The organism is Pantoea sp. X-Soil-TKNS-1211 (genome assembly GCF_059730495.1).
Map to the genome: position 1 here is coordinate 2647509 of NZ_AP035953.1, position 21655 is coordinate 2669163.

Sequence of the window (21655 nt, forward strand, 5' to 3'; positions counted from 1 at the left end):
GCGCGCCTTTAACTTTGATGCTGTGGCCAGACAGCGCGATAAATCGCGCCGCTACCGGTTAATGCATGTCTGTCCTAGGCGCTCCAGGCCTTCAGCCAGTTATCAAGGTGTGCGCCAGTCAGCATCCACTCTTCCCGCACCATGGTTTGCAGTGCCTCGCCGTTACGTGTGCTGGCATCCGCATCGTTGAGGTGCATACGAATCGCATCCACCCAATCTTTAAAGCGGTTTTTCACACGCGTCACCGGCAAATCGGTATGGCGATAACACTCTACATCACTGCATATCACCGGAATGCCGCAAGCGCCGTACTCCATTAGCCGTAGATTACTTTTGCAGACGTTAAAGATGTTGTCTTCGACCGGAGCCAGCGCCAGGTCAAGGTTGAGTGCCGCCAGCGCCGCCGGATAAAGACTGATATCCACACCATTGTGATGTTCATGCACGTACGGGCGTAGTTTTTCCGGGCACATGCCCATAAACACCCACTCCACCTCTGGTGCCAGCGCTTTTACCACATCCGCGATCATCTCCAGATCACCCTGATGGCTGGAACCTCCTGCCCAGCCGACGCGCGGCTTGCGTCCCTGTCCACGCAGGCTTTGCAGATCGCCCCACCAGTTCACCGGCAAACGGTTCAGTACCACCTGAATATCAGGATGGAAGCCAGCCAGCGACTCGGCCAGCGGGGGTGTCGACACCACAAAACGGTCAAAGTAGCTCAGACTTTTACGCAGCAGTCCTGAAACCTCCTGGCTGAAGTTGGCACGGTTGTAGTGCTTCATCGGCAAGTTAAGAATGTAATCGTCCAACTCGAACACTTTGAACATCTCAGGCATCTTACCCGCACGTTCGATCCACGTATGGAAGCTCGGCGCATAACGACGCTGGATAATCAGGCTGTCAGGACGGTATTGTGCAACTTCGCTCAGATTAAGCAGCGATAATGAGGCGTTGCCCTGTGCCTTGCCTTCCACCTGCATGGCATACAAGGGTTGCAACATCCGGTAATGACCACAGCCCGCCGTATCGGAATGATGCAATAACAACTGCGGCAGCGCCGCGCGTTTTACCGGTTGCCAGCTGATTTCGCTGTCGTTACTGATATCAAAGTGGCGGCTACGCAGTGACAGATTGGTGTTGTAAGCCGGGTCATGCCCCACCAGCGGCAGCCAGCGTTGCAACAGTTTGTCTTCTTCCTGTTGCTTCAGTTGAGCGGCAGTCTGGATCGCGACGCCCGCAAAAGGACTTTTACGTTCGGCGGCACGCAGGATGCGCGCGTAAGGCGTCCAGACGGTGAGATAGCCCTGTTCGCGCGCCCGCAAACACAAATCAACGTCGCTAAACAACGGCTGGTTTTCATCAAAACCATTCAGTGCCGCGAACACGGCAAAACGCACCAGCATAAAGTCGCCAGATACTGCGCTGTAGTTTTGATCCAGATGCAAACGTCCCAACGCGCTGGGGTCTTTATCATCATGTCCACGGAATACATCGCCCGCTACGCCATTGACACCCAGCACAAAACCCGCATGGCGCACTTTATTGTTGGCATTCAATTGCTTGCCACCAACAATCGCCACTTCAGGACGCTGTCCATGATTGAGCAGATTATCCAGCCAGTCGCCATCAGTAATTGCCAACTCACTGTGCATAAACATCAGGTACTCACCCTGCGCCTGTTCCGCCGCCAGATTGCTCATCGCACCCTGATGCCACGCCTGCTCATAGGCAATCACACGGATACGTTGTGGATCGACCGTGGCGATGGCGTTCAGCCAGTCATCTCGTTCCGGGCTGTGTTGATCGTCGGCGACAATCAGCAATTCATACTGCTGATAGCGCGTCTTCTCCATCAAAGTGGTGACACAGGTGATCAGCGCTGGCAGGCTTTGCCCGGCAAGAATGATGATCGATACCTTTGGCTGCGACGCATGGTTGTAACGCAGGCGGTAGTTATAAAAGCTATCAAGGGCGATTTCAGCGTTCGCATAGCCGCGATTTTGTAAGTGACGTTGGATGATCCCGGCATCCATCGCTACATCCCGTGTGCGCAGGTGTGCGCACAACAATGGTTCCGCCAGGTGCCCGACCACATTCAGCCCCTGCGATTCGATCAATTTTACAATCAGATCCAGCTCTGCCGCCTGCGGATAATTGAGGTCAAACCCTTCTGCCGCCAGTAGCAATTCACGACGGAACAGCCAGTGCTGCGCCATGGTTTTTGGCGAACTGAGTAACATGTCGAGATTGAAATCCGGGCGGAATGCCAGACCGGTGGGTTCTTGCTGAATAAAAAAGTATTCATCGGCGTATAACGCCAGAACATCATCGCGTGATGGCAACGTGGCAGAGAGCGCAATCAGGCCGGAAGTCGTAAAGCGCGTACCGGCCTCAACCAGCATAAACCATTGGGCATCCTGTTGATTGATCAACTGGTTGATGACCACCAGATGCTGATCGGCGGCGGCCGGAAACGCCGCTGCACCAGACACATTATCCGCAACGGCCCCCACCAGCAACGGACGAATCGTCAGCAACGGCGAGGAAAAATCACCAAGGGAAGCCAGGGTCTCAGGCAGGAGTGCGGCATTGTCTGCTGTCACGTTGATCACCACCGCCACACTGACCGGTTGCGCCAGCTCGGCAGCCAACTGCGTCAACCCTGCCTGGTGAAGCGGGGTCAGCTGGCGCACCGCATTCCAGTGGTTGAGGGTACTGGTACTGAGTGCCTGATATTGCTCCTGACGCATATTGTATTGCGTCGTCTGAACCGGTTGCGTCAACGACGTCAGGCGGATGATCTCTGAGGGGCCTTTGGCATGGTTATACCATTCAGCTTTGCGAATCTGCTGGATGAGTTGCTCACGAGGGAGACGGATATGGTCTTCCGCCTCTTTCATATGGGGTTGCACATAGACATCGGAAACGCGCACCGTACACAACGCCTGCGGGAACCACACCACATCGCCCTGCGTCAGCAATTTGCTGTACAGCACCAGCGCAGCAATTTCTGGCCGTGCCTCCCCTTCAACAGTGAGCAACGCACTGGCATCAGGCATCAGCGCCATTAACATGTCGCGACGCATCAGTGTGGCACTGAGATCGCCCAGCAGGTTGTAACCGAGACGGCACTGATAACGCAGCAAGTCCGCGCCCCGGATAAACCCCGGCTTAGGCAGAAAGGCAGCGGTGGAGAGGATGTCTGCCATCGGTTCACCCGCAGCATCCATCCGGTTGCGTTTTGACACCGCCAGCACCGCCTGAGGTGCGGCGTCTAATGCGCCGATCAGGGTCGTGATGCTGTTGCTGGCAAGGACATCCGCATAGCTCAACACGTTAATAAATTCGCCCTGCGCTTCCGCGATCGCTTCAGCAATCACCGTGGGATGGCGTACCGGATAGACCAGATGGCGCACCGGATGGCCAGGCTGATTCAGGTAAGGTTGCAGCAGTTGGGCAATAAATTCGGTACCACTGACATCAGCGACCAGAATTTCGCAATTCGGATAGTCCTGCGCCAACGCACTGTTGAGCGCCTCTTCCAGCCAAACCGGGAAGTACGCCGTGATGATAATGCTGATTCGTGGGGAGTGGTTGCTCATAGACCTTTCTCTGACAGTGGTTGCGCCATCCGTCGTCGGCGCGCAGCAAGACGATTTTCCTTATCCTAAGGCTTATCAGAGAATTCAATCCGCCAAGCAGTGCCACGAATTTAGGGTTATTCCGCCATAAAAAAACCCCGCCGAGGCGGGGTTTGCAAGTTATCAAAACTCAGGCGATTAGCCCTGCAGCAGAGACAGAACCTGCTGCGGAACCTGGTTAGCTTTCGCCAACACGGAGTTACCTGCCTGCTGGATGATCTGTGCTTTAGACATGTTCGACACTTCTGTCGCGTAGTCCGCATCCTGGATACGAGACTGTGCTTCCGACAAGTTGGTCGTGGTGTTGTTCAGGTTGGTGATGGCAGAGTCCAGACGGTTCTGCACCGCACCCAGGCTTGAACGGTAGGTGTCAACTTTAGCGATAGCTTTGTCCAGCAGAGCCAACGGGTCAGCAGTCGCTGCACCAGAGAATTCCTCAGTCGCGGTGGTTGCACCGCTGGTGCTCAGATGAATACTCATAGTACCGCTGGTTGATTGAGCCGCGTTATTGCTGTTAGCCAGCACGTTACCGGTTACGGCGAAGTTTTTATCTTGCAGAGTGGTGTAAGCCTGCACATTACCGCTGCTATCAGTACCCACTTTAACCAACTGACCACTCACGGTCGCAGGGCTACCGCTCGACAGACCATTAGCGGCGTCATCATAAGACACGTTAACGGTGTTCAGCTCAACTTTACCTGCGTTGCTGCCAGTTGTACCGTCAGTATCAACAGATACAGAGTAGTAATCGCTGCCAGACTGAACGACGTATTCGTTGGTGCCAGAGATCTGGTGCAGAGACAGAGTACCACTGCTCACACCCAGTTTGGTTGCCACGTCAGTCAGGTCGATATCGGTCATCACACCGGTACCGGTATCAGCAACCTGAGTAATAGAGTCAGTCACATCCAGAGAGTTTTTAGAAACGGAGAAGCCGCTCAGACCCAGAGTTGAAGAGTCAATCTGCTGCAGGTTGATGTCGATGGTTTCGCCATCGTTAGAGCCAACCTGGATGCTCATTGAACCGTTTTTAGACAGCACGTTCACGCCGTTGAAGGTGGTCTGGCCAGACACACGGTCAATTTCGTCGAGACGTGATTTGATTTCGTCCTGGATTGAAGACAGGTCGGAATCGGAGTTGGTGCCGTTCTGTGACTGTACAGTCAGTTCACGGATACGCTGTAAGTTGTTGTTGATTTCTGACAACGCGCCTTCAGTAGTCTGCGCAGCAGAGATACCGTCGTTGGCGTTACGCGCTGCCTGAGTCAGGCCGTTGATGTTAGAAGTGAAGCGGTTAGCAATCGCCTGGCCCGCTGCGTCATCTTTAGCGCTGTTAATACGAAGACCAGAAGACAGACGCTCGATAGAAGTAGACAGAGCAGACTGGTTCTTGTTGATGTTGTTCTGAGTGATCAGCGAGAGGCTGTTGGTATTAATGACTTGGGCCATGATAAATATTCCTGTTAATCAAGTCTTTCGGTTAAGGTGTGGGCTTCAACCCGCCGGCTTCAGCGCCGTCAAAGTTGTTATCGTCTGCCCTTAAACAACCTTTAGATTTTTTTTAGTACCAGGCGAAAATTTTTCACTTCAGCCTGTCACGCTTAACTTTATCGCCCAGGTCTTGCACTTCTTTAGTGCCAAATGATCACTTTTCTAGCGCCAGAAATACCCTTCTCTATATGCGCTATTCGCTTTATTACTCGCTGGTAAATAATTTTAAACTTTCCCCATCCAAAGCCGATAACCCCGGTATTCACTCTCCGTGTCGACATGAAAAGGAAACAACATGGCAAGTATCTCTACCCTGGGTGTCGGTTCAGGCCTCGATTTAAGTAGCATTCTGGATAGTCTGGAAACCGCCGAAAAAGCGTCATTAGATCCCATCTCTACTCAGCAGACGGCGTATACCGCCAAACTGAGCGCTTACGGCACGCTGAAAAGTGCCCTGACCACCTTCCAGACGGCAAACACCGCGTTAAATGATGCCGATCTGTTTACTGCGACCACGGCCACCAGCACCTCTTCCGCATTTAGCGCGACGACCTCTGGTAGCACGGTAGCCGGTAACTACACCATCAGCGTATCGCAGCTGGCGCAGGCGCAAACCCTGACTTCCGCCACGCAGTCCAGTAACAGCACCGCACTGGGCGACAGCTCTGCCAGCAGCCGCACCATGACGATCAAGCTGGTGGATGGCACCAGCAAAGACATCACCCTGACCAGCGATCAGACATCGCTGACCGGCATGCGTGATGCGATCAACAGCGCCGATGCCGGTGTTACCGCCACGATTATTAAAACCGGTGATAGCAGCTACCGTCTGTCACTCACGTCTTCTGAAACCGGCAGTGATAACGCCGTTAGCAGCATCAGCGTAACCGGTGATGATACATTGCAAGGCATCGTCGGCTATGACTCCACGGCCAGCAGCAATGCCATGACGGAAAGCGTCACGGCGCAGAACGCCAAACTGACGGTAAATAACGTTGAGATTGAGAACAGCAGCAATACCATTAGTGATGCACTTGAAGGTATTACGCTCAAACTGAACGACACCACCACCGGTAACCAGACGCTGGCCATCACCAAAGATTCATCAAAAGCGCAAAGCGCCATTGAAAACTGGGTAGATGCCTACAACTCCCTGCTGACGCAGTTCGATACGCTGACCAAATATACCGCGGTTGATGTGGGTTCCGATTCGCAGGACTCCAGCAATGGCGCACTGCTTGGCGACAGCACCCTGCGTACCATTCAGACGCAGCTGAAAAGTATGCTGACCAATGCGCAGAGCAGCTCAACGTATAAAACGCTGGCACAGATTGGTATCACCACTGACCCCACTTCCGGTCAGTTGGAAGTGGATTCCGACAAGCTGGAAACGGCCTTGTCCAGTGATGCTGATGGGGTGAAAGAAATGATTGTGGGTGATGGCACCACCACCGGTATCACCACCACCATTGCCACCAACCTGACCAGTTGGCTTTCTACGACCGGTATCGTGCAGGCGGCCACCGATGGCGTCAGTAAGACCCTGAATGACCTGACCGATCAGTACAACGACATGAGTACGCGTATTGATAACCTGATCGCACGTTATAAAACCCAGTTTACTGCTCTGGACGTGCTGATGAGCTCGCTGAATAGCACCAGTAGCTACCTGTCGCAGCAGTTCGATACGTCATCCAGCAGCTCCAGCACCAGCAGTAGCTCATCCTAATAAGGAGTGATTCATGTATAGCGCAAATGGCACCCAAGCCTATGCCAAAATCGGCGTTGAAAGCGCCGTCATGAGCGCCAGCCAGAAGCAGCTGGTGGTGATGCTGTTTGACGGTGCGCTCAGCGCACTGGTTCGTGCCCGCCTGTTTTTGCAGGACGGGAATATGGAGGGCAAAGGTCTGTCGCTCTCTAAAGCAATCAATATTATCGAAAACGGACTCAAACAGGGTCTGACAGAAGGCAACGGTGATGAACTCACCGAGAACCTGCTCGGGCTTTATGCCTATATGGTGCGCCGTCTGTTACAGGCCAATCTGCGTAATGACGTAGAAGCCATCGAAGAAGTTGAAGGGCTGTTACGTAATATCGCTGATGCCTGGAAAGAAGTCGCTCAACCTCAACACCTTCAGGACGCCGTTTAATGACTATCGCACCGCATCTGATTGCCATTTACCAGCAGTTACTCGATCTCAGCCAGGGAATGCTGCGCCTCGCCGCAGACGGCGAATGGGATGAATTGATCACCAAGGAGATGGAATACGTTAGTGCGGTGCAACAGTTGGCCCGATCGACGCAGGACAACGCACCTTCGTTGCAAACCCAGGAACAACTGCGCCCGGTATTACGCCATATCCTCGACAATGAGAGTGAAGTCAAACGCCTGTTACAGGCACGTCTGGATGAGCTGGCGCAGCTGGTTGGACAATCATCACGGCAAAAATCCATGATGAACGCTTACGGCAAACAAGGCAGCGTGTTGGTGCCGCGTCAATCAGTTTGAGTGTTACCTTCGCGTAGCGGCAGTGAAAACCTTTTTCCTGCCGCTATTTTTTCCGCTTTAGCTTAATCCTGCGCAGTATTCTGCATCGGCCGCAAAATCTCCGGCTCAATATCCTGAATTACCGCCTCATCAGGGCGAGCAGCCACTTCTTTTAAGGCCTGCTGACATTCAACCGTTGGACGATCCACTTTCCGCATCCGCAGGCCATCGTAACGCAGCTCACCATTGTTTAACCGTAGCGGCATCACCCGTACCAGGCGTGTCACATTCACCCACTGGTCATCCAGACGTGTCAGCTTACCGGGTTTAGCAATCACGCGCTGCCACTGGCGGCAATCCAGTGTATCGCCCTGCGCACCGATGATCAGAGTGCCCATCGCCTGCTCGCTGATGAGCTTGCGCTGCGGGCCGACAGTTTGCCAGTAGCCCTGCAATTCCGCTGGTGCGGGGGTTTTTACAGCAGCTTCATAGTTGTTAATTTGCGCACACCCCGTCAGCGCCAATGCTGCCAGTACCATCCACTTTTTCATCTTCGATCCCTACACTCGCTTCAATGGCGGCTACGTTATAATTTTTCCAGGGAGTTACGCAAGGTATCTGCGTCGGATCTGCCGGGATTCCTGACAACCTGGCCCTCCCACGCTACACTACGCGCCGAGTTAACCAGCAGGAACCCCAAATGAAAACGCCAGAACAATATTACGCCCAGGCTCGTGAAATGTTTTTTACCGCCCATCCTGATTTCCAGGCGGCGCTGGACGAGTTGACAGAAAATGATGCACAGCAGGCTGGCATGACATTGGTGGCGCTGCGCCAGTGGCATGCAGAACGCATCTATGCTGCGTTCTTACGCCAGAAGAACCTCGATGGCATGCTGTTTTCGATTCAGCTCGCCGAACCAGATAAAGCGGTGGCCGCTGAAGCTATCGAAACCTACCTGAAATCGCACGCTGCGGCTTTAGGTATGACGTGGGAAGCGTTTTGTATTCAGAACGAGCTTTAATCGTTTCAGTTTAGACTGGTCGCGATTGAACACCTCGTACCACTCAAAATGATCAGGATAAAGTTGTACAAGATGGAAGAACTTGTATAAGTTAACTCTACGGCTTCGGTCGTAGATTGTCCTTGAACGAATGGTGCTTTTGCACCGCCTCTGGAGGTGTTGCTGGATTTCCACCTCCAGAGGTTCTATTTTTTTGCTTACTCTCCACGCTCAATCGCTTTCACTTCAACATAACGTGCTACCGCCAGCAGACGATTAATATGCGTCAACAACAGATCCACATCGGACTGCAAAAACTCTTCAGAGGAGCGAGACGCGGTGAAAATCGCATCCTGTACCGTTTCGCTAATGGTCAGCGAGTTATCCTGTTTAGCCTGGATCAACAATGCGGCAATTAGCAGCGATTGTGCTTCTACCTGTGCCATGAGTTCTTTCGCTTCCACATCCATTTTTGCCATCTTGAGCAAAATATCGATAACTAACTGACGCATGCTAACTCCTGAAGTGAAAAAGTGTTGTTATGAGGTGCACCGATAAAATTATCTGATTTCGTCCGTGCTGCCGCTTGATACTGTTTTTATTTACAGTAATATGGCGCTCTGATTTATTAAATGGAATGCCCTGAATGTTTGTGGAGCTGATTTACGATAAGCGCAACGTGGCGGGATTACCCGGCGCGCGCGAAATGATCTTGCAGGAACTGGAAAAAACGCGTGCAGCGGGTATTTCCAGAACTCGAAGTCCGTGTCAAACCCATGGAACGGAACGCTATTGAGACGGATATGAGTAAAAACGAGAAAGCCACCCTGGCACGCATCATTGAGGAGATGTTTGACGAAGCCGACATGTGGCTGGTGGCCGACTGAGCCACCAGCGTTGGTGGCTTAGCTCTCCTGCTCACTGTGATTGACGGCGATTTCCAGATCCTGAATCGCCTGGTCAATATCGTCCAGCAGTTTGCCTTGCTTATTAATCAACGTATCGAATCGAGCTGCATACTCTTTGTCTTTAAACTCACCAGCATCAAAAGCCAGCCAGTGACTGGAAAGGGTCTCGGTGTTGCTTTGTGCATAATGACGCATCTCTTTCAGCTGGGAGGTGACATCACGCAGGTAGTCAGTTTTGGTTTTGATTGCCTCTGAATCACTCATGCTGTTTTCCTTTTTGTGAAAAAAACCAGTTTAAATAACGCCATGATGACTAAAGGTAGTTGAATATAGCGAAGCCGCGTTAGGATTAATCGGAACTAATGTCTGAAAGTCGCCCTGGTCGCAGGATTGCCAGTATCATTATGTAATAAGAAGCATTATCATTTAACCGCTGTTTTACTTTCGTAACAGGACGTTAAATGAAAAAATTATTGTTACCGCTGCTATTGGTTTTACTGGCAGGCTGCGCCCGCTCGCCTGAGGGGAATAAACCGCCGCCGATAGTCAAAATGGTAAAACCAAACTATCCCATCTATGCGTATCAACACGGTATAACCGGCTCAGTTAAAATTTCCTATGATGTCGATGCCAGCGGGCACGTAAGTCGGCTGCGTATTTTGCAGGCACAACCGCCGGGGCGTTTTGAAGACACCGTGGTGGCTGCCGTCGCGCATTGGCGCTTCGCCCCCCATCATCCGACACAGAATATTGTGATGCGCCTGGCCTTTACCATGAATAATGACCCGCTGCCCGAGGTTCCCACCCCAAAGCCCGTCACTGCGGCAAACAAATAAATTGGTGTCCCACGCAAAAAACCCGCCACAGGCGGGTCAAGTAATACAAAAACTACGGCAAAAATTACAACACGTCGGTCAAGTGATCGACGACAACCCTTCCGTTCACATCGGTCTGTGTAATCCGGTAGCTGACATTCCAGGAGCGCTGGACACAGAGTTTATCACACAGAGAAACCCGGCCTTTATGCTCACCATTCTTCCCGACAATACGCCATTCGGTAATATCTTCCTGACCGCGATTGTTGAGCCTTTGTATGCTCTGTTCGACTAAGCGGTCGCTATCATCAATTTTCAAATAATCACGCAACATTGTGCTCACCTCTGGTTAACGAAGGTCACACTACGCTTTTTATTTGTCGTTTCAATCTAATATTTTTATCGTAAGCGAAGTGACAACCAGATGCAGAAAGAATCCGACTTGACGAAAGCAGAACACCGCTTTTTATTCTGTCGAGCGCTTTCAGACGCTTCTCAGGATAAATAATGGCTATCTGCGACATTTTCCCCGAACGCTCTGTTAATGTAGACCTCACAAAAATAATGTTCCGGAACCTGCCATGCTCTCAACCATCCTTTATCGTAGCCATCTCTGCGACCATGTTCCGGTGAAAAAGCTGGAAGATATGGTTAAAAAAGCAAATATAAACAATGAGTTAATGGATATTACGGGCATTTTATTATTTGACGGACTGCATTTTTTTCAGTTGCTGGAGGGACCCGCAGAGGCAGTACAGTCCATTTATGACCGGATCTGTAAAGACGCCCGCCATCAAAACCTTGTAGAGCTGTTGCACGACTATGCACCCGCGCGCCGTTTTGGTAATAGCGGAATGGAACTCTTTGATTTACGGGAATATGATAAAGCCACTGTGCTACAGGCGGTACTGAATAAAGGGACATCAAAGTATCAACTCACCTTTGAAGACCGGGCATTACGTTTCCTCCGAACCTTTGTCGAAGCACGAGATAACGAGAATTATTTCGAAATCCCTCCGGCTAATACCTGGGAATTTATCGCCGATGAGCAAGAAAATTTACTGATTGACGTTCCAGATGACGCAACTGCGCAGTGCCATTTTGCGTTCCAGCCGATTATTGATCCCTTCTCACGCGAAGTACTGGCGGTGGAAGCATTGATTCGCAGCGCCGACGGTGGCTCACCACAAACGTTTTTTGCCCCTTATAGTCGCAAGCAGGCCTATGAAGTTGATCTCAAATGTAAAAGCCAGGCATTCAAGCTGGCAAAACAATTCAACATCCCAAAGCTGACGCTGTCGATTAACCTGTTACCCATGTCGCTGGTGATGGTGCCAAATGCCGTGGAGTATCTGCTGACGGAAATTCACGCAAATGGTCTGATCCCGGAGCAGATTGTGGTGGAAGTCACTGAGGATGAAGCGATTTCACGCGCCGATGAATTTGCCACGGCGATTAAACAATTAAGGGCGGCGGGCATCAGTGTGGCACTGGATGATTTTGGCGCCGGGTTTGCAGGCCTGTCGCTACTGGCAAAATTCCAGCCAGACAAGGTCAAAATCGACCGTAGCATCATCAAAGACGTCCACAAAAGCGGACCTAAGCAAGCAATTGTTCATGCCATGATTAAATGTTGTGCCTCACTGGAAATCTCCGTGATTGCCGAAGGCGTGGAACAACCCGAAGAGTGGATGTGGCTGGAAGCCGCGGGCATCAGTAAATTTCAGGGCTTTTTATTTGCCCGGCCACAGCTGAACGGCATTCCGGCGGTCGCATGGCCAGAGATACGCCAATCCTGAAAAAATTGCGTAGTTGAGTGTTATGGACTAGCACGATTGAAAAATGCTTGTGACTGGCATCACGATTACCAGCAAACATGCCGATACAACCCTTTATTTTTCGGATAAATCTGAGACAATCTTTTTGCCCCTTCAAGAGCTAAGCCATTATGAGTGCCGGAGATAAGCGCCGGGTGGGGCATGAACTTTTCAATGCAGCGGCGCGATTAATCGCGCCGTTTCGTTTGCGGTGAGAGACCGTCGCGTAATGCAATTTACACCGACATATTCATGATGCAATGGTAGAAAAATTGAGCTGGTAAAGAGATAACTCAGATCCCGCACAAACAGAGCATTGCCGATATCACTCCCCACGTCTGCATGTAAGCAGACCTGTTTTAGTTCCACGCACTTTTTGAGATTTCCGGGTTTTCAGCTATCAGCCGGTACTCTTCCGGCGTCAGGTTAATCAGGGATTCATGTTAGTTTCACCGCAGACTCTGTCCACTTACTGGTGGCTCGTAGTTGCGCCCCTTCTTCTGGTCTTCCCCATCATGTAATCCCTCACCCATACAGCCAGACCATTCTCAAGATACTTCCAGCTATACCAAGACAGCAATAGAGTCATGCCAACGTAAGGGAAAAATAGCACCACTTTCATAAGTAGGCTAACAGCAAATTGATCAAAGTATTTTGCGTAAACCGCCAAGACAAATTCATGACAAAGGTAGATAGAAAAACTCATATTTCCGACTGCCAGCACATTGGTGGGTATTTTTATTTCACTATCGGCATTAAGGCAGTCAATACTGTACACCATCACGCCAAACATCAATCCAATAATAGGACCGTGCGCTGGCGCCTCAAGCGTGGTAAGGGATATCATGAAGACGAATAAAGACAGAAAAAATAAAATTCCCGAAGCCTTTTTGTTCAGCCTTATATTTTTTATTGAAAGTAAGCCAACGAGTGAACCAATGTAAAAAGACCAGTTTATCGGCGTCGCAGCGGTAGCGATGAACACGCCAGGAAATTTGAATGATGCATACGGCAACATCACCTTACTTGATAGAAAGCCCAATGTGAATATCATAATTGCAGACAGTGCAATCCAGCGCCACCGGCCTGCCACCATGCTCAGAGCAAAAAGAAGGTAAAAAAGCACTTCAAGAGGAAGTGTCCATCCGGACTTAATGACTGGCATCACATTCCAGGATGGATAGAACAGAATACTTTTTATTATCCACTTAACCTGAGAAATAGCATCACCGGGTATTGATGGCGTGAAAATTAAAAAAAAGAGCAGAGTAAGAACTGCATAGACGGGCCAGACGCGAGAGAATCTTTTAATAAGAAACGTTTTAACCTCTGACAATTCGAAGGTAAATGCCTTCGTCGTATAGACCATTATAAAACCGCAGATTACAAAAAACAGATCTACGCCAATGAAGCCATGTTTAAATAGAGGAATAATCCCTTCATAGTGAAAGCCGACGACCAGAGTAACCGCTAAGGCCCTGAGAGCCTGGATATATCCAATTTTATTCATGAAGTGTAAAGATTTCGAAAATATTTAGTAATCACTCCTTATACTCTTACCAGTCAACTTATTGAATGATTTTCATCAAAGCTGTCTCGGCTAGCATCATGAATTGCTACGGAGTTCAAAGTTTTGCTTGAGTCTCCCGTCTGAACAAACAGTCTCCAGCCCTCACCTGAAGGAACACTGATTAAAAAATGAGTTTTCCCTGATACTCCGGTTGTGGTGATGCTCTGTACAGCTCCTAAGTGATCTGTATCAGGGCCAGCATCAATATTCACAACACATGCAGCTGAGGTTGAACGATCCGTAGACCATAACCGGAACGCCGTAATTGTTGTTTATGGCCCCAGTGACAACAGTAACCCCATTGTATGATTCTGGAGGTTTTTCTGTGATAGCTGAGCCAGATTACCCCAAGCTGGCGTGTGAATTAACACCAAACAATACCCTTATTCAAAGAATAATCTGGCATGACAGACCTTACCCTTCAGTGGGATTCTGATAGAAAATATCAAAATAAAATCAATTGAATCGGTGTGACATGGAGGGGAGCAATAAGCAAAGCTCGTCTGACGTACAGGAAGCCATAACAGTCCAGGCACACTTATGCGTGCTGGTCATTATCGGCAGGAGCAAGCCCCAACTACATTGCGAGTCAGATGGGGTATGCAAACGCGCAGATGGTTTATCAGTTTTACGGATCATGGATGAAAGAAAACGATGAGATGCAAAGGAGTCTTCTCAACGAGAAACTGAATGCTGGTGTCCCACACCAAAGCGGCCAAGCCAGCAATCTCTTCCTTATCAACCAGTTACCATACCTACACCGACATATTCATAATATCGGTATACGCCGACACCAGTTTGTTCCTGACCTGAATGCCCATCTGCATCGAAATCGATGATTTTTGCAGATCGACCATCACATCATTTAACGCCACACCTGGTTTACCCAGCTCAAAATCCTGTGCCTGGCTGCGCGCATTGTTCTGCGTTTCACTGATCTTATCCAGTGCCGCTTTCATGGTCGCACCAAAGTCCACCTGCTGAGTGGCGTCACTCTGCTGGCCGCTGGCTTGCAACGACGTCAGCTGAAGCTGTTGCAGAACACCATCAATTGCCTGAATCGACATGCCATTACCTCGTTGAAGATGATTCATTTTTTCACGATGGAAAAGTTAGCACACTGTCAATAAGACAAAGGCGCTAAATGACTGCAAAAAACCCGGCTTTTTCGCCCATCAAATTTCGCGATTCAGAAAATAATGCAAAGCATTGGAGTGGAATTTCATTTTTCGACGTTTCAGGGAGTCCGTTTTGTCACCACAACACACCCGGTCAATTATGTCAGGCAGGAATCGGTCATGAATGCGAGTGCAGCCGCTACACAGGATACAAACCAGAAAGGCTTCAGTGACCTTCTCGCCCGCCTGCGCGCCAATCCGCGAATTCCCTTAATTATCGCTGCCGCTGCGGCTATCGCAGTGGTCATTGCGTTGGTGCTTTGGGCGAAAGCCCCTGATTATCGCGTCCTTTATAGCAACCTCTCAGATGAAGATGGCGGCGCGATTGTCACCCAGTTGACTCAGATGAACATTCCCTACCAGTTTGCCGAGAATGGCGGCGCACTGATGGTGCCAGCCGATAAGGTGCATGAACTGCGCCTGCGTCTCGCCCAGCAGGGGTTGCCGAAAGGTGGCTCGGTAGGTTTTGAGTTGATGGATAAAGAGAAGTTCGGCATCAGTCAATTCAGCGAGCAGGTTAACTATCAACGTGCGCTGGAAGGTGAACTGGCGCGCACCATTGAAACTCTCGGTCCGGTCAAGAGCGCGCGCATCCACCTGGCGATGCCAAAACCGACGCTGTTCGTGCGTGAGCAGAAAGCCCCTTCAGCTTCTGTCACCCTGAACCTGCAACCGGGGCGCGCACTGGATGAAGGCCAGATTCAGGCCGTGGTGCATATGGTCTCGAGCAGCGTACCTGGCTTGCCGCCGGGTAACGTGACGGTGGTCGATCAGGCTGGCCGTTTGCTGACTCGTTCAGACAGTGAAGGTCGCGATCTTAACGATGCTCAGCTGAAATACACCTCCGAAGTGGAAGGTCGTTATCAGCAGCGCATTGAAGCAATCCTTAATCCAATTGTTGGCCAGGGCAATGTCCATGCGCAGGTGACGGCGCAACTGAACTTTGACCGCAGCGAACAGACGGATGAGAAGTATCATCCGAACGGCAGTCCAGACAACTCAGCGATTCGCTCACGCCAGACCAGCACTAGCGAACAAAACGGTAGCCCGTATCCGGGTGGCGTACCGGGAGCGTTGTCGAATCAGCCAGCTCCTGCCAATACCGCGCCGGTCACCAATCCGCCAGCTAACAATACCAATGGTCAGAATGCCAATGGCCAGAACAATACGGCGAACGGGACCAGCACCAGCACCACTCAGAACAGCGGGCCGAGCAGCTCACGTCGTGACGATACCGTCAATTACGAGCTGGATCGCACCATTCGTCACACCAAGCTGAACGTCGGTGACGTGCAGCGCCTGTCGGTCGCCGTGGTGGTGAACTATCGCACTGACGATAAAGGTAAAGAAGTTGCCCTGAACGATCAGCAGATTAAGCAGATTGAAGACCTGACGCGCGAAGCCATGGGGTACTCGCAGACCCGTGGCGACAGCATCAACGTGGTGAACTCACCGTTCAATATGACCGAGCCTGCCGGTGGCGACCTGCCCTTCTGGCAACAGCAATCGTTCTTTGATCAGTTGATGAGTGCTGGTCGCTGGCTGCTGGTGGCATTGGTTGCCTTCATTCTCTACCGCAAGCTGGTACGTCCGCAAATTATGCGTAAGCGCGAGCAGGAACAAGCCGCCGCAGAAGCCGCTGCCGCCCGTGTTGCTGCGCAGGAAGAAGAAGAAGCCTATAGCGTCCAGCTCAGCAAAGATGAACTGGATCAGGAGCGCAAATCAACCAACCGCATGAGCGCGGAAGTGTTGAGCCAGCGTATCCGCGATATGTCTGAAAACGATCCACGCGTTGTTGCGCTGGTGATCCGTGAATGGATGAGTAACGAACTATGAGTCTGACCGGTACTGAAAAAAGCGCCATTCTGATGATGACCATTGGCGAGGACCGTGCGTCTGAGGTGTTTAAACACCTCAACCAGCGTGAAGTGCAGCATCTGAGTGCGGCGATGGCCAGCATGAAACAGATCTCGCACAAGCAGCTGACCGAGGTGTTACGTGAGTTTGAGATGAATGCCGAACAGTTTGCCGCGCTCAGTCTCAACTCCAACGACTACCTGCGCACCGTGCTGGTCAAGGCGTTGGGCGAGGAACGTGCCTCCAGCCTGCTGGAAGATATTCTCGAAACCCGCGAAACCACCAGCGGCATGGAAACACTCAACTTTATGGAACCGCAGGCGGCGGCAGACCTTATCCGCGACGAGCATCCGCAGATTATCGCCACCATCCTGGTTCACCTCAAACGTGGTCAGGCGGCGGATATTCTGGCGCTGTTCGACGAACGTCTGCGCCACGATGTGATGCTGCGTATCGCCACCTTCGGCGGTGTGCAGCCAGCAGCACTGGCCGAGCTGACCGAGGTGCTCAACAGCCTGCTGGATGGCACCAACCTCAAGCGCGCGAAGATGGGCGGCGTGAGAACCGCAGCAGAAATTATCAACCTGATGAAAACCCAGCAGGAAGAGGCGGTTATCGAAGCCGTTCGCGACTTCGATGGCGAGCTGGCCCAGAAGATCATCGACGAGATGTTCCTGTTCGAAAACCTGGTGGAAGTGGACGACCGCAGCATCCAGCGTCTGTTGCAGGAAGTGGAGTCCGAGCAGTTGCTGATCGCCCTGAAGGGTGCCGAACAGCCGTTGCGCGAGAAGTTCCTCAAAAACATGTCAGCCCGTGCGGCAGATATTCTGCGCGACGACCTCGCCAACCGTGGTCCGGTACGTATGTCTGCGGTAGAAAACGAACAGAAAGCCATCCTGCTGGTAGTACGCCGTCTGGCAGAAGCTGGCGAAATGGTGATTGGTGGTGGCGAGGAAACCTATGTCTGATGCCTTTTCCGCCCGTCCGTGGCAACGCTGGCAGCCTGATGATTTAGGACGTTCGTTCGATCCTGAACCGGAAATCCTGCCAATGGAGTCCGTCAGTGACGAAGTACTGAGTGCCGAAGATGAACAGCACCAGCAGTTGGAGCGTCTGCAGCAGCAGATGCGCAAAGAGGCGCAAACGCAGGGCTACAGCGAAGGCTACCAGAAAGGGCATGCTGAATCGCAGCAACACGGCTACGACGCAGGTTTCCAGCAAGGTTTGGCCGACGCCCAACAGCAGCAAGCGCCGTTACAGGCGCGTATGCAGCAGTTGGTGACGGAGTTTCAGCACACGCTGGAATCACTTGATAGCGTGATCGCCGCACGACTGATGCAACTGGCACTGGAGGCCGCGCGTACCGTTATTGGTCAGGCGACCACCGTCGATGGCAGCGCCCTGCTGCGCCAGATCCAGCAGCTGATTCAGCAGGAGCCGATGTTCAGCGGTAAACCACAGTTGCGGGTGCACCCGGATGACCTGCAACGGATCGAACAAACACTTGGCCCAACGCTGGATCTACACGGTTGGCGTCTGCTGGCCGATAGCAGCCTGCACCCAGGCGGCTGTAAACTCAGCGCCGAGGATGGCGATCTCGATGCCAGCGTGGCAACACGCTGGCAGGAATTGTGCCGCCTGGCGGCACCGGGAGAGTTCTGATGAGTACGCGCCTCAATCGCTGGCTCGGGGCGCTGGACGCCTTCGAAGATCGTATTTCCCAGGTGCAGACCGTACGGCGCTATGGGCGTCTGATTCGCGCTACCGGTCTGGTACTGGAAGCCACCGGCTTGCAACTGCCGCTCGGTGCGACTTGTGTGATTGAACGCCATGACGGTGCCACCATCACCGAAGTGGAAAGTGAAGTGGTCGGCTTTAACGGTCAGAAACTGTTTCTGATGCCACTGGAAGAAGTTGACGGTATTTTGCCTGGTGCACGCGTCTACGCCCGTGTCACTGGCGATAACGCCCACAGCGGCAAACAGCTCCTGCTTGGCCCGCAATTGCTGGGCCGCGTGCTCGACGGCAGCGGTAAACCGCTGGATGGCCTGCCTTCACCAGAAACCGGCTATCGCGCCCCACTGATCACCGCACCCTTCAACCCCTTACAGCGCACCCCGATTGAGGATGTGCTGGACACTGGCGTACGCGCCATCAACGCCCTGCTCACCGTTGGTCGTGGCCAACGTATGGGCCTGTTCGCCGGTTCCGGCGTAGGTAAAAGCGTGCTGCTCGGCATGATGGCGCGTTACACCAAGGCCGATGTGATCGTGGTTGGCCTGATTGGCGAACGTGGTCGTGAAGTTAAAGAGTTTATTGAAAACATATTGGGCGCCGAAGGACGTGCTCGTTCCGTGGTGATCGCCGCACCGGCTGACGTCTCGCCGCTGCTGCGTATGCAGGGCGCCGCCTATGCCACGCGCATTGCGGAAGATTTCCGCGACCGTGGTCAGCATGTGCTACTGATTATGGACTCCCTCACCCGCTACGCCATGGCCCAGCGTGAGATCGCGCTGGCGATTGGTGAGCCACCTGCCACCAAAGGCTACCCGCCTTCCGTGTTCGCAAAGCTACCCGCACTGGTTGAACGCGCGGGTAACGGCACCCATGGCGGCGGTTCGATTACCGCGTTTTATACCGTTCTGACCGAAGGTGACGATCAGCAAGACCCCATCGCCGACTCCGCTCGTGCCATTCTCGACGGCCATATCGTATTGTCGCGACGCCTGGCGGAGGCCGGTCATTATCCGGCGATTGATATTGAAGCCTCGATCAGCCGAGCCATGACCGCGTTGATCGATGAAAACCACTACGCCCGCGTGCGTCAGTTTAAACAACTGCTCTCCAGCTTCCAGCGCAACCGCGATCTGGTGAGCGTGGGGGCTTACGCCGCAGGTAGCGATCCGATGCTGGATCGGGCTATCAAGCTCTATCCACAGATGGAAGCCTTCCTGCAACAGGGGATTTTCGAACGCAGCGACTACGACGATGCCTGCCTGCATTTACAGGCGATGTTCGGTTAAACCTGCGTGAAGGGGGATTGCAATGAAAACGGCCAATGCTATCGATACATTGCGCGACCTGGCGGAACAGGATCTGGAGAAAGCGGTCATCCACCTCGGTGATATGCGCCGTGGCCACCAGCAAGCTGACGAGCAACTACATATGCTGCTCGATTACCAGGATGAGTATCGCAACAAGCTCAATCAGGATATGTCTGGCGGTATTGCCAGTACCCGCTGGACCAACTATCACCAATTTATTCAGACGCTGGAAAAAGCCATTGAGCAACATCGCCAACAGTTGCAGCAATGGAAACAGCGTCTCGATCAGGCTCTCAATAATTGGCGCGACAAACAGAAACGGCTCAATGCCTATCAGACACTGATCACCCGGGCCGCCGAAAACGCATTACGACAAGAAAACCGTCTCGACCAGAAACGGATGGATGAATACGCCCAACGGGCCGCATTGAGGAAAGGCGAATGATTACGCTGCCAACACTCGTTACACAAACCGCCAGCTCGGGAGAGGCAGATACTTCAGCCTCAACGGACATTCTGCAAGGGGTGGAAAACCTACCGCAGGACTTCGTGACCGCACTGGGCAACCAGTTATTGACCCTGGCAAAGCAGCAAGGCACCCATGTGCAATCGGCTGATTCATCAGCAGAAAGTGATGAAAAATCCAGCAAGGGTGTCTCCCTGAGTGCGCTGATGGCAGCACTGGACAAACCAGAGACCCTGAACGCACTTTTACAGCCGGAAAATATTAAAGCCACGCTGAAATCAGCCGATGATAAGGATAAGAGTGAGGCAAGTTCGTTAAGCGCCAGCGACTTACAGAATGTTCAGGCCCTGTTCGCCATGTTACCGGCAGCAGTTGAAGATCGCACCACCCAGACCGCGGCCACCAGCGCGTTGAGTGAAAATACCAGCGACAGTCGCGCCAGTCTGAACAGTACGTTACTGAGTGCGCTAACCCGTCAGGCAAAGGATGAGCAGTCGGATACCACGGCAGCCACCACCTCGACGGTAACGACAGCAGCAACCAAGAAAACCAGCGATGTGGCGGATGCGTTAACTGCGCAAACCACCACAACGCAGGCCACCAGCAGCACGGCCACTACCAGTACGACCAACAGCACCGCCCTGACGCTGGATGAGAGTTTTCAGCAGGTGCTAAGTACGCTAAGTAAGCCTGATGACAAGCGTGATCTGAGCAGCACTGACACGACGACACCGGTCACCAGCGCACCGCTGAGCAGTACCACACAGCTTCTCAGTAGCACCGCGTCGACCAGCACCACCCCGTCGACACCGATGCTGAATGCGCAACTTGGCTCGTCCGAGTGGCAGCAGGCGCTGAGTCAGCAAATTGTGATGTTCAGTCGTAACGGTCAGCAGAACGCTGAGTTGCGTCTGCACCCGGAGGATCTGGGTGCAATTCAGATCAGCCTGACCCTGGATAAGGATCAGGCACAGTTGAATATGGTTTCCAGCCACAGCCATGTGAGGGCCGCGCTGGAAGCGGCTCTCCCACAGCTGAAAACGGCGCTGGCGGAGAGCGGTATAAACCTGGGACAGAGTAATGTCAGCAGCGACGCTTCCGCACAAGGCCAGAATTATCAGGGTCAGCAGGAAGGTCGCCGTGATGGCCAGCACGGCAGCTTTACCCTCTCCCAGGACAGTGAAAACGAGATAACGCCTATTGCCGTCCCGGCAGCCCTCCAGGCGCGCGCGACCGGCAACGGCGCTGTCGATATCTTTGCCTGACAGCGGCTAACGCTGAAGGTAAGCGTAAAACCCGCGTCTTTTCTTCCCATTGTTTGACTTAAGACGCGGGATAATCTGTCCAGGCGAGCCGAAAGGCTTGCCCATAATT

General features: G+C 52.4%; 20 protein-coding genes and 2 pseudogenes. 13 read left to right on the forward strand and 9 right to left on the reverse strand.

The window, feature by feature from the left end; translation table 11 throughout:
• Positions 1 to 74: 74 nt before the first annotated feature.
• Both AC6I8W_RS12640 and AC6I8W_RS12645 read right to left on the reverse strand, forming a co-directional pair.
• The gene (locus tag AC6I8W_RS12640) at positions 75 to 3605 is read right to left on the reverse strand and encodes a glycosyltransferase (protein ID WP_497835289.1); all 3531 of its coding nucleotides are present in this window, start codon (positions 3603 to 3605) and stop codon (positions 75 to 77) included.
• A gap of 177 nt (positions 3606 to 3782) precedes the next feature.
• Positions 3783 to 5093, reverse strand: coding sequence for a FliC/FljB family flagellin (locus tag AC6I8W_RS12645; RefSeq protein ID WP_497835290.1), 1311 nt, complete (start codon positions 5091 to 5093; stop codon positions 3783 to 3785).
• A 337-nt stretch (positions 5094 to 5430) separates the two neighbouring features.
• Between AC6I8W_RS12645 and fliD the strand changes: the two genes are divergently transcribed.
• From fliD to fliT, 3 genes are read left to right on the forward strand one after another with little or no spacing between them, the layout of a single operon-like run.
• Positions 5431 to 6864, forward strand: a complete 1434-nt coding sequence (fliD, locus tag AC6I8W_RS12650) for a flagellar filament capping protein FliD (RefSeq protein WP_497835291.1) — start codon at positions 5431 to 5433, stop codon at positions 6862 to 6864.
• Between the two features lie 13 nt (positions 6865 to 6877).
• Positions 6878 to 7285: a flagellar export chaperone FliS gene (gene fliS, locus AC6I8W_RS12655; protein WP_497835292.1), complete on the forward strand. Its 408-nt coding sequence runs from the start codon at positions 6878 to 6880 to the stop codon at positions 7283 to 7285.
• Complete coding sequence (fliT, locus tag AC6I8W_RS12660) at positions 7285 to 7644, forward strand: flagella biosynthesis regulatory protein FliT (protein ID WP_497835293.1); 360 nt, start codon at positions 7285 to 7287, stop codon at positions 7642 to 7644. The genes fliS and fliT overlap by 1 nt, the downstream gene beginning before the upstream one ends.
• A gap of 62 nt (positions 7645 to 7706) precedes the next feature.
• Here the strand turns inward: fliT and yedD are convergent, their stop codons facing one another.
• Complete coding sequence (gene yedD, locus AC6I8W_RS12665) at positions 7707 to 8174, reverse strand: lipoprotein YedD (protein ID WP_497835294.1); 468 nt, start codon at positions 8172 to 8174, stop codon at positions 7707 to 7709.
• 149 nt (positions 8175 to 8323) lie between these two features.
• On the opposite strand from yedD, the gene AC6I8W_RS12670 reads away from it, so the two are divergent.
• On the forward strand, positions 8324 to 8647 hold the full coding sequence (locus AC6I8W_RS12670) for a DUF6388 family protein (RefSeq protein ID WP_497835295.1): 324 nt from the start codon (positions 8324 to 8326) through the stop codon (positions 8645 to 8647).
• A 197-nt stretch (positions 8648 to 8844) separates the two neighbouring features.
• On the opposite strand, the gene iraP is transcribed toward AC6I8W_RS12670, so the two are convergent.
• Positions 8845 to 9138, reverse strand: a complete 294-nt coding sequence (gene iraP / locus AC6I8W_RS12675; RefSeq protein ID WP_497835296.1) for an anti-adapter protein IraP — start codon at positions 9136 to 9138, stop codon at positions 8845 to 8847.
• A gap of 134 nt (positions 9139 to 9272) precedes the next feature.
• Between iraP and AC6I8W_RS12680 the strand changes: the two are divergent.
• Positions 9273 to 9513 (forward strand): annotated as a pseudogene (locus AC6I8W_RS12680) (DinI-like family protein).
• An 18-nt stretch (positions 9514 to 9531) separates the two neighbouring features.
• Here AC6I8W_RS12680 and AC6I8W_RS12685 read toward each other — a convergent pair.
• Positions 9532 to 9798 (reverse strand): hypothetical protein, encoded by a 267-nt coding sequence (locus AC6I8W_RS12685; protein WP_497835297.1) that lies wholly within the window; start codon positions 9796 to 9798, stop codon positions 9532 to 9534.
• 197 nt (positions 9799 to 9995) lie between these two features.
• Between AC6I8W_RS12685 and AC6I8W_RS12690 the strand changes: the two genes are divergently transcribed.
• Complete coding sequence (locus tag AC6I8W_RS12690; RefSeq protein WP_497835298.1) at positions 9996 to 10370, forward strand: energy transducer TonB; 375 nt, start codon at positions 9996 to 9998, stop codon at positions 10368 to 10370.
• A 64-nt stretch (positions 10371 to 10434) separates the two neighbouring features.
• Here the strand turns inward: AC6I8W_RS12690 and AC6I8W_RS12695 are convergent, their stop codons facing one another.
• A complete protein-coding gene (locus tag AC6I8W_RS12695) occupies positions 10435 to 10683 on the reverse strand; it encodes a hypothetical protein (RefSeq protein WP_497835299.1) in 249 nt (82 codons plus the stop codon).
• Between the two features lie 247 nt (positions 10684 to 10930).
• Between AC6I8W_RS12695 and AC6I8W_RS12700 the strand changes: the two genes are divergently transcribed.
• Entirely contained in the window at positions 10931 to 12148 is a 1218-nt protein-coding gene (locus tag AC6I8W_RS12700; RefSeq protein ID WP_497835300.1) for a diguanylate phosphodiesterase, read from the forward strand.
• A 377-nt stretch (positions 12149 to 12525) separates the two neighbouring features.
• On the opposite strand, the pseudogene AC6I8W_RS12705 reads toward AC6I8W_RS12700, so the two are convergent.
• From AC6I8W_RS12705 to fliE, 3 genes and pseudogenes are all read right to left on the reverse strand, one after another.
• Positions 12526 to 12609, reverse strand: a pseudogene (locus AC6I8W_RS12705) (integrase); the annotation flags it as partial.
• A gap of 26 nt (positions 12610 to 12635) precedes the next feature.
• Positions 12636 to 13676, reverse strand: coding sequence for an acyltransferase family protein (locus AC6I8W_RS12710; RefSeq protein WP_497835301.1), 1041 nt, complete (start codon positions 13674 to 13676; stop codon positions 12636 to 12638).
• 815 nt (positions 13677 to 14491) lie between these two features.
• Positions 14492 to 14803 (reverse strand): flagellar hook-basal body complex protein FliE, encoded by a 312-nt coding sequence (fliE, locus tag AC6I8W_RS12715; RefSeq protein WP_497835302.1) that lies wholly within the window; start codon positions 14801 to 14803, stop codon positions 14492 to 14494.
• A gap of 231 nt (positions 14804 to 15034) precedes the next feature.
• On the opposite strand from fliE, the gene fliF reads away from it, so the two are divergent.
• Genes fliF through AC6I8W_RS12745 form a run of 6 tightly spaced genes read left to right on the forward strand, consistent with a single transcriptional unit; the run spans position 15035 to position 21546 of the window.
• On the forward strand, positions 15035 to 16750 hold the full coding sequence (gene fliF / locus AC6I8W_RS12720; RefSeq protein ID WP_497835303.1) for a flagellar basal-body MS-ring/collar protein FliF: 1716 nt from the start codon (positions 15035 to 15037) through the stop codon (positions 16748 to 16750).
• Positions 16747 to 17739, forward strand: a complete 993-nt coding sequence (fliG, locus tag AC6I8W_RS12725) for a flagellar motor switch protein FliG (protein WP_416412236.1) — start codon at positions 16747 to 16749, stop codon at positions 17737 to 17739. Before fliF ends, fliG begins: the two co-directional genes overlap by 4 nt.
• On the forward strand, positions 17732 to 18433 hold the full coding sequence (fliH, locus tag AC6I8W_RS12730) for a flagellar assembly protein FliH (protein WP_497835304.1): 702 nt from the start codon (positions 17732 to 17734) through the stop codon (positions 18431 to 18433). The genes fliG and fliH overlap by 8 nt, the downstream gene beginning before the upstream one ends.
• Positions 18433 to 19794, forward strand: a complete 1362-nt coding sequence (gene fliI, locus AC6I8W_RS12735; RefSeq protein ID WP_480364260.1) for a flagellar protein export ATPase FliI — start codon at positions 18433 to 18435, stop codon at positions 19792 to 19794. The genes fliH and fliI overlap by 1 nt, the downstream gene beginning before the upstream one ends.
• 22 nt (positions 19795 to 19816) lie before the next feature.
• Positions 19817 to 20260 carry a flagellar export protein FliJ gene (fliJ, locus tag AC6I8W_RS12740; protein WP_480364262.1) on the forward strand — a complete coding sequence of 148 codons (444 nt, stop codon included), beginning with the start codon at positions 19817 to 19819 and terminating at the stop codon, positions 20258 to 20260.
• Positions 20257 to 21546 (forward strand): flagellar hook-length control protein FliK, encoded by a 1290-nt coding sequence (locus AC6I8W_RS12745; RefSeq protein ID WP_497835305.1) that lies wholly within the window; start codon positions 20257 to 20259, stop codon positions 21544 to 21546. The genes fliJ and AC6I8W_RS12745 overlap by 4 nt, the downstream gene beginning before the upstream one ends.
• Positions 21547 to 21655 lie beyond the last annotated feature (109 nt).

Bases quoted from the DNA above. Each gene is read 5' to 3' on its own strand.
- AC6I8W_RS12640 (WP_497835289.1), bottom strand. From the start codon at position 3,605: ATGAGCAACCACTCCCCACGAATCAGCATTATCATCACGGCGTACTTC.
- AC6I8W_RS12645 (WP_497835290.1), bottom strand. From the start codon at position 5,093: ATGGCCCAAGTCATTAATACCAACAGCCTCTCGCTGATCACTCAGAAC.
- fliD (WP_497835291.1), top strand. From the start codon at position 5,431: ATGGCAAGTATCTCTACCCTGGGTGTCGGTTCAGGCCTCGATTTAAGT.
- fliS (WP_497835292.1), top strand. From the start codon at position 6,878: ATGTATAGCGCAAATGGCACCCAAGCCTATGCCAAAATCGGCGTTGAA.
- fliT (WP_497835293.1), top strand. From the start codon at position 7,285: ATGACTATCGCACCGCATCTGATTGCCATTTACCAGCAGTTACTCGAT.
- yedD (WP_497835294.1), bottom strand. From the start codon at position 8,174: ATGAAAAAGTGGATGGTACTGGCAGCATTGGCGCTGACGGGGTGTGCG.
- AC6I8W_RS12670 (WP_497835295.1), top strand. From the start codon at position 8,324: ATGAAAACGCCAGAACAATATTACGCCCAGGCTCGTGAAATGTTTTTT.
- iraP (WP_497835296.1), bottom strand. From the start codon at position 9,138: ATGCGTCAGTTAGTTATCGATATTTTGCTCAAGATGGCAAAAATGGAT.
- AC6I8W_RS12685 (WP_497835297.1), bottom strand. From the start codon at position 9,798: ATGAGTGATTCAGAGGCAATCAAAACCAAAACTGACTACCTGCGTGAT.
- AC6I8W_RS12690 (WP_497835298.1), top strand. From the start codon at position 9,996: ATGAAAAAATTATTGTTACCGCTGCTATTGGTTTTACTGGCAGGCTGC.
- AC6I8W_RS12695 (WP_497835299.1), bottom strand. From the start codon at position 10,683: ATGTTGCGTGATTATTTGAAAATTGATGATAGCGACCGCTTAGTCGAA.
- AC6I8W_RS12700 (WP_497835300.1), top strand. From the start codon at position 10,931: ATGCTCTCAACCATCCTTTATCGTAGCCATCTCTGCGACCATGTTCCG.
- AC6I8W_RS12710 (WP_497835301.1), bottom strand. From the start codon at position 13,676: ATGAATAAAATTGGATATATCCAGGCTCTCAGGGCCTTAGCGGTTACT.
- fliE (WP_497835302.1), bottom strand. From the start codon at position 14,803: ATGTCGATTCAGGCAATTGATGGTGTTCTGCAACAGCTTCAGCTGACG.
- fliF (WP_497835303.1), top strand. From the start codon at position 15,035: ATGAATGCGAGTGCAGCCGCTACACAGGATACAAACCAGAAAGGCTTC.
- fliG (WP_416412236.1), top strand. From the start codon at position 16,747: ATGAGTCTGACCGGTACTGAAAAAAGCGCCATTCTGATGATGACCATT.
- fliH (WP_497835304.1), top strand. From the start codon at position 17,732: ATGTCTGATGCCTTTTCCGCCCGTCCGTGGCAACGCTGGCAGCCTGAT.
- fliI (WP_480364260.1), top strand. From the start codon at position 18,433: ATGAGTACGCGCCTCAATCGCTGGCTCGGGGCGCTGGACGCCTTCGAA.
- fliJ (WP_480364262.1), top strand. From the start codon at position 19,817: ATGAAAACGGCCAATGCTATCGATACATTGCGCGACCTGGCGGAACAG.
- AC6I8W_RS12745 (WP_497835305.1), top strand. From the start codon at position 20,257: ATGATTACGCTGCCAACACTCGTTACACAAACCGCCAGCTCGGGAGAG.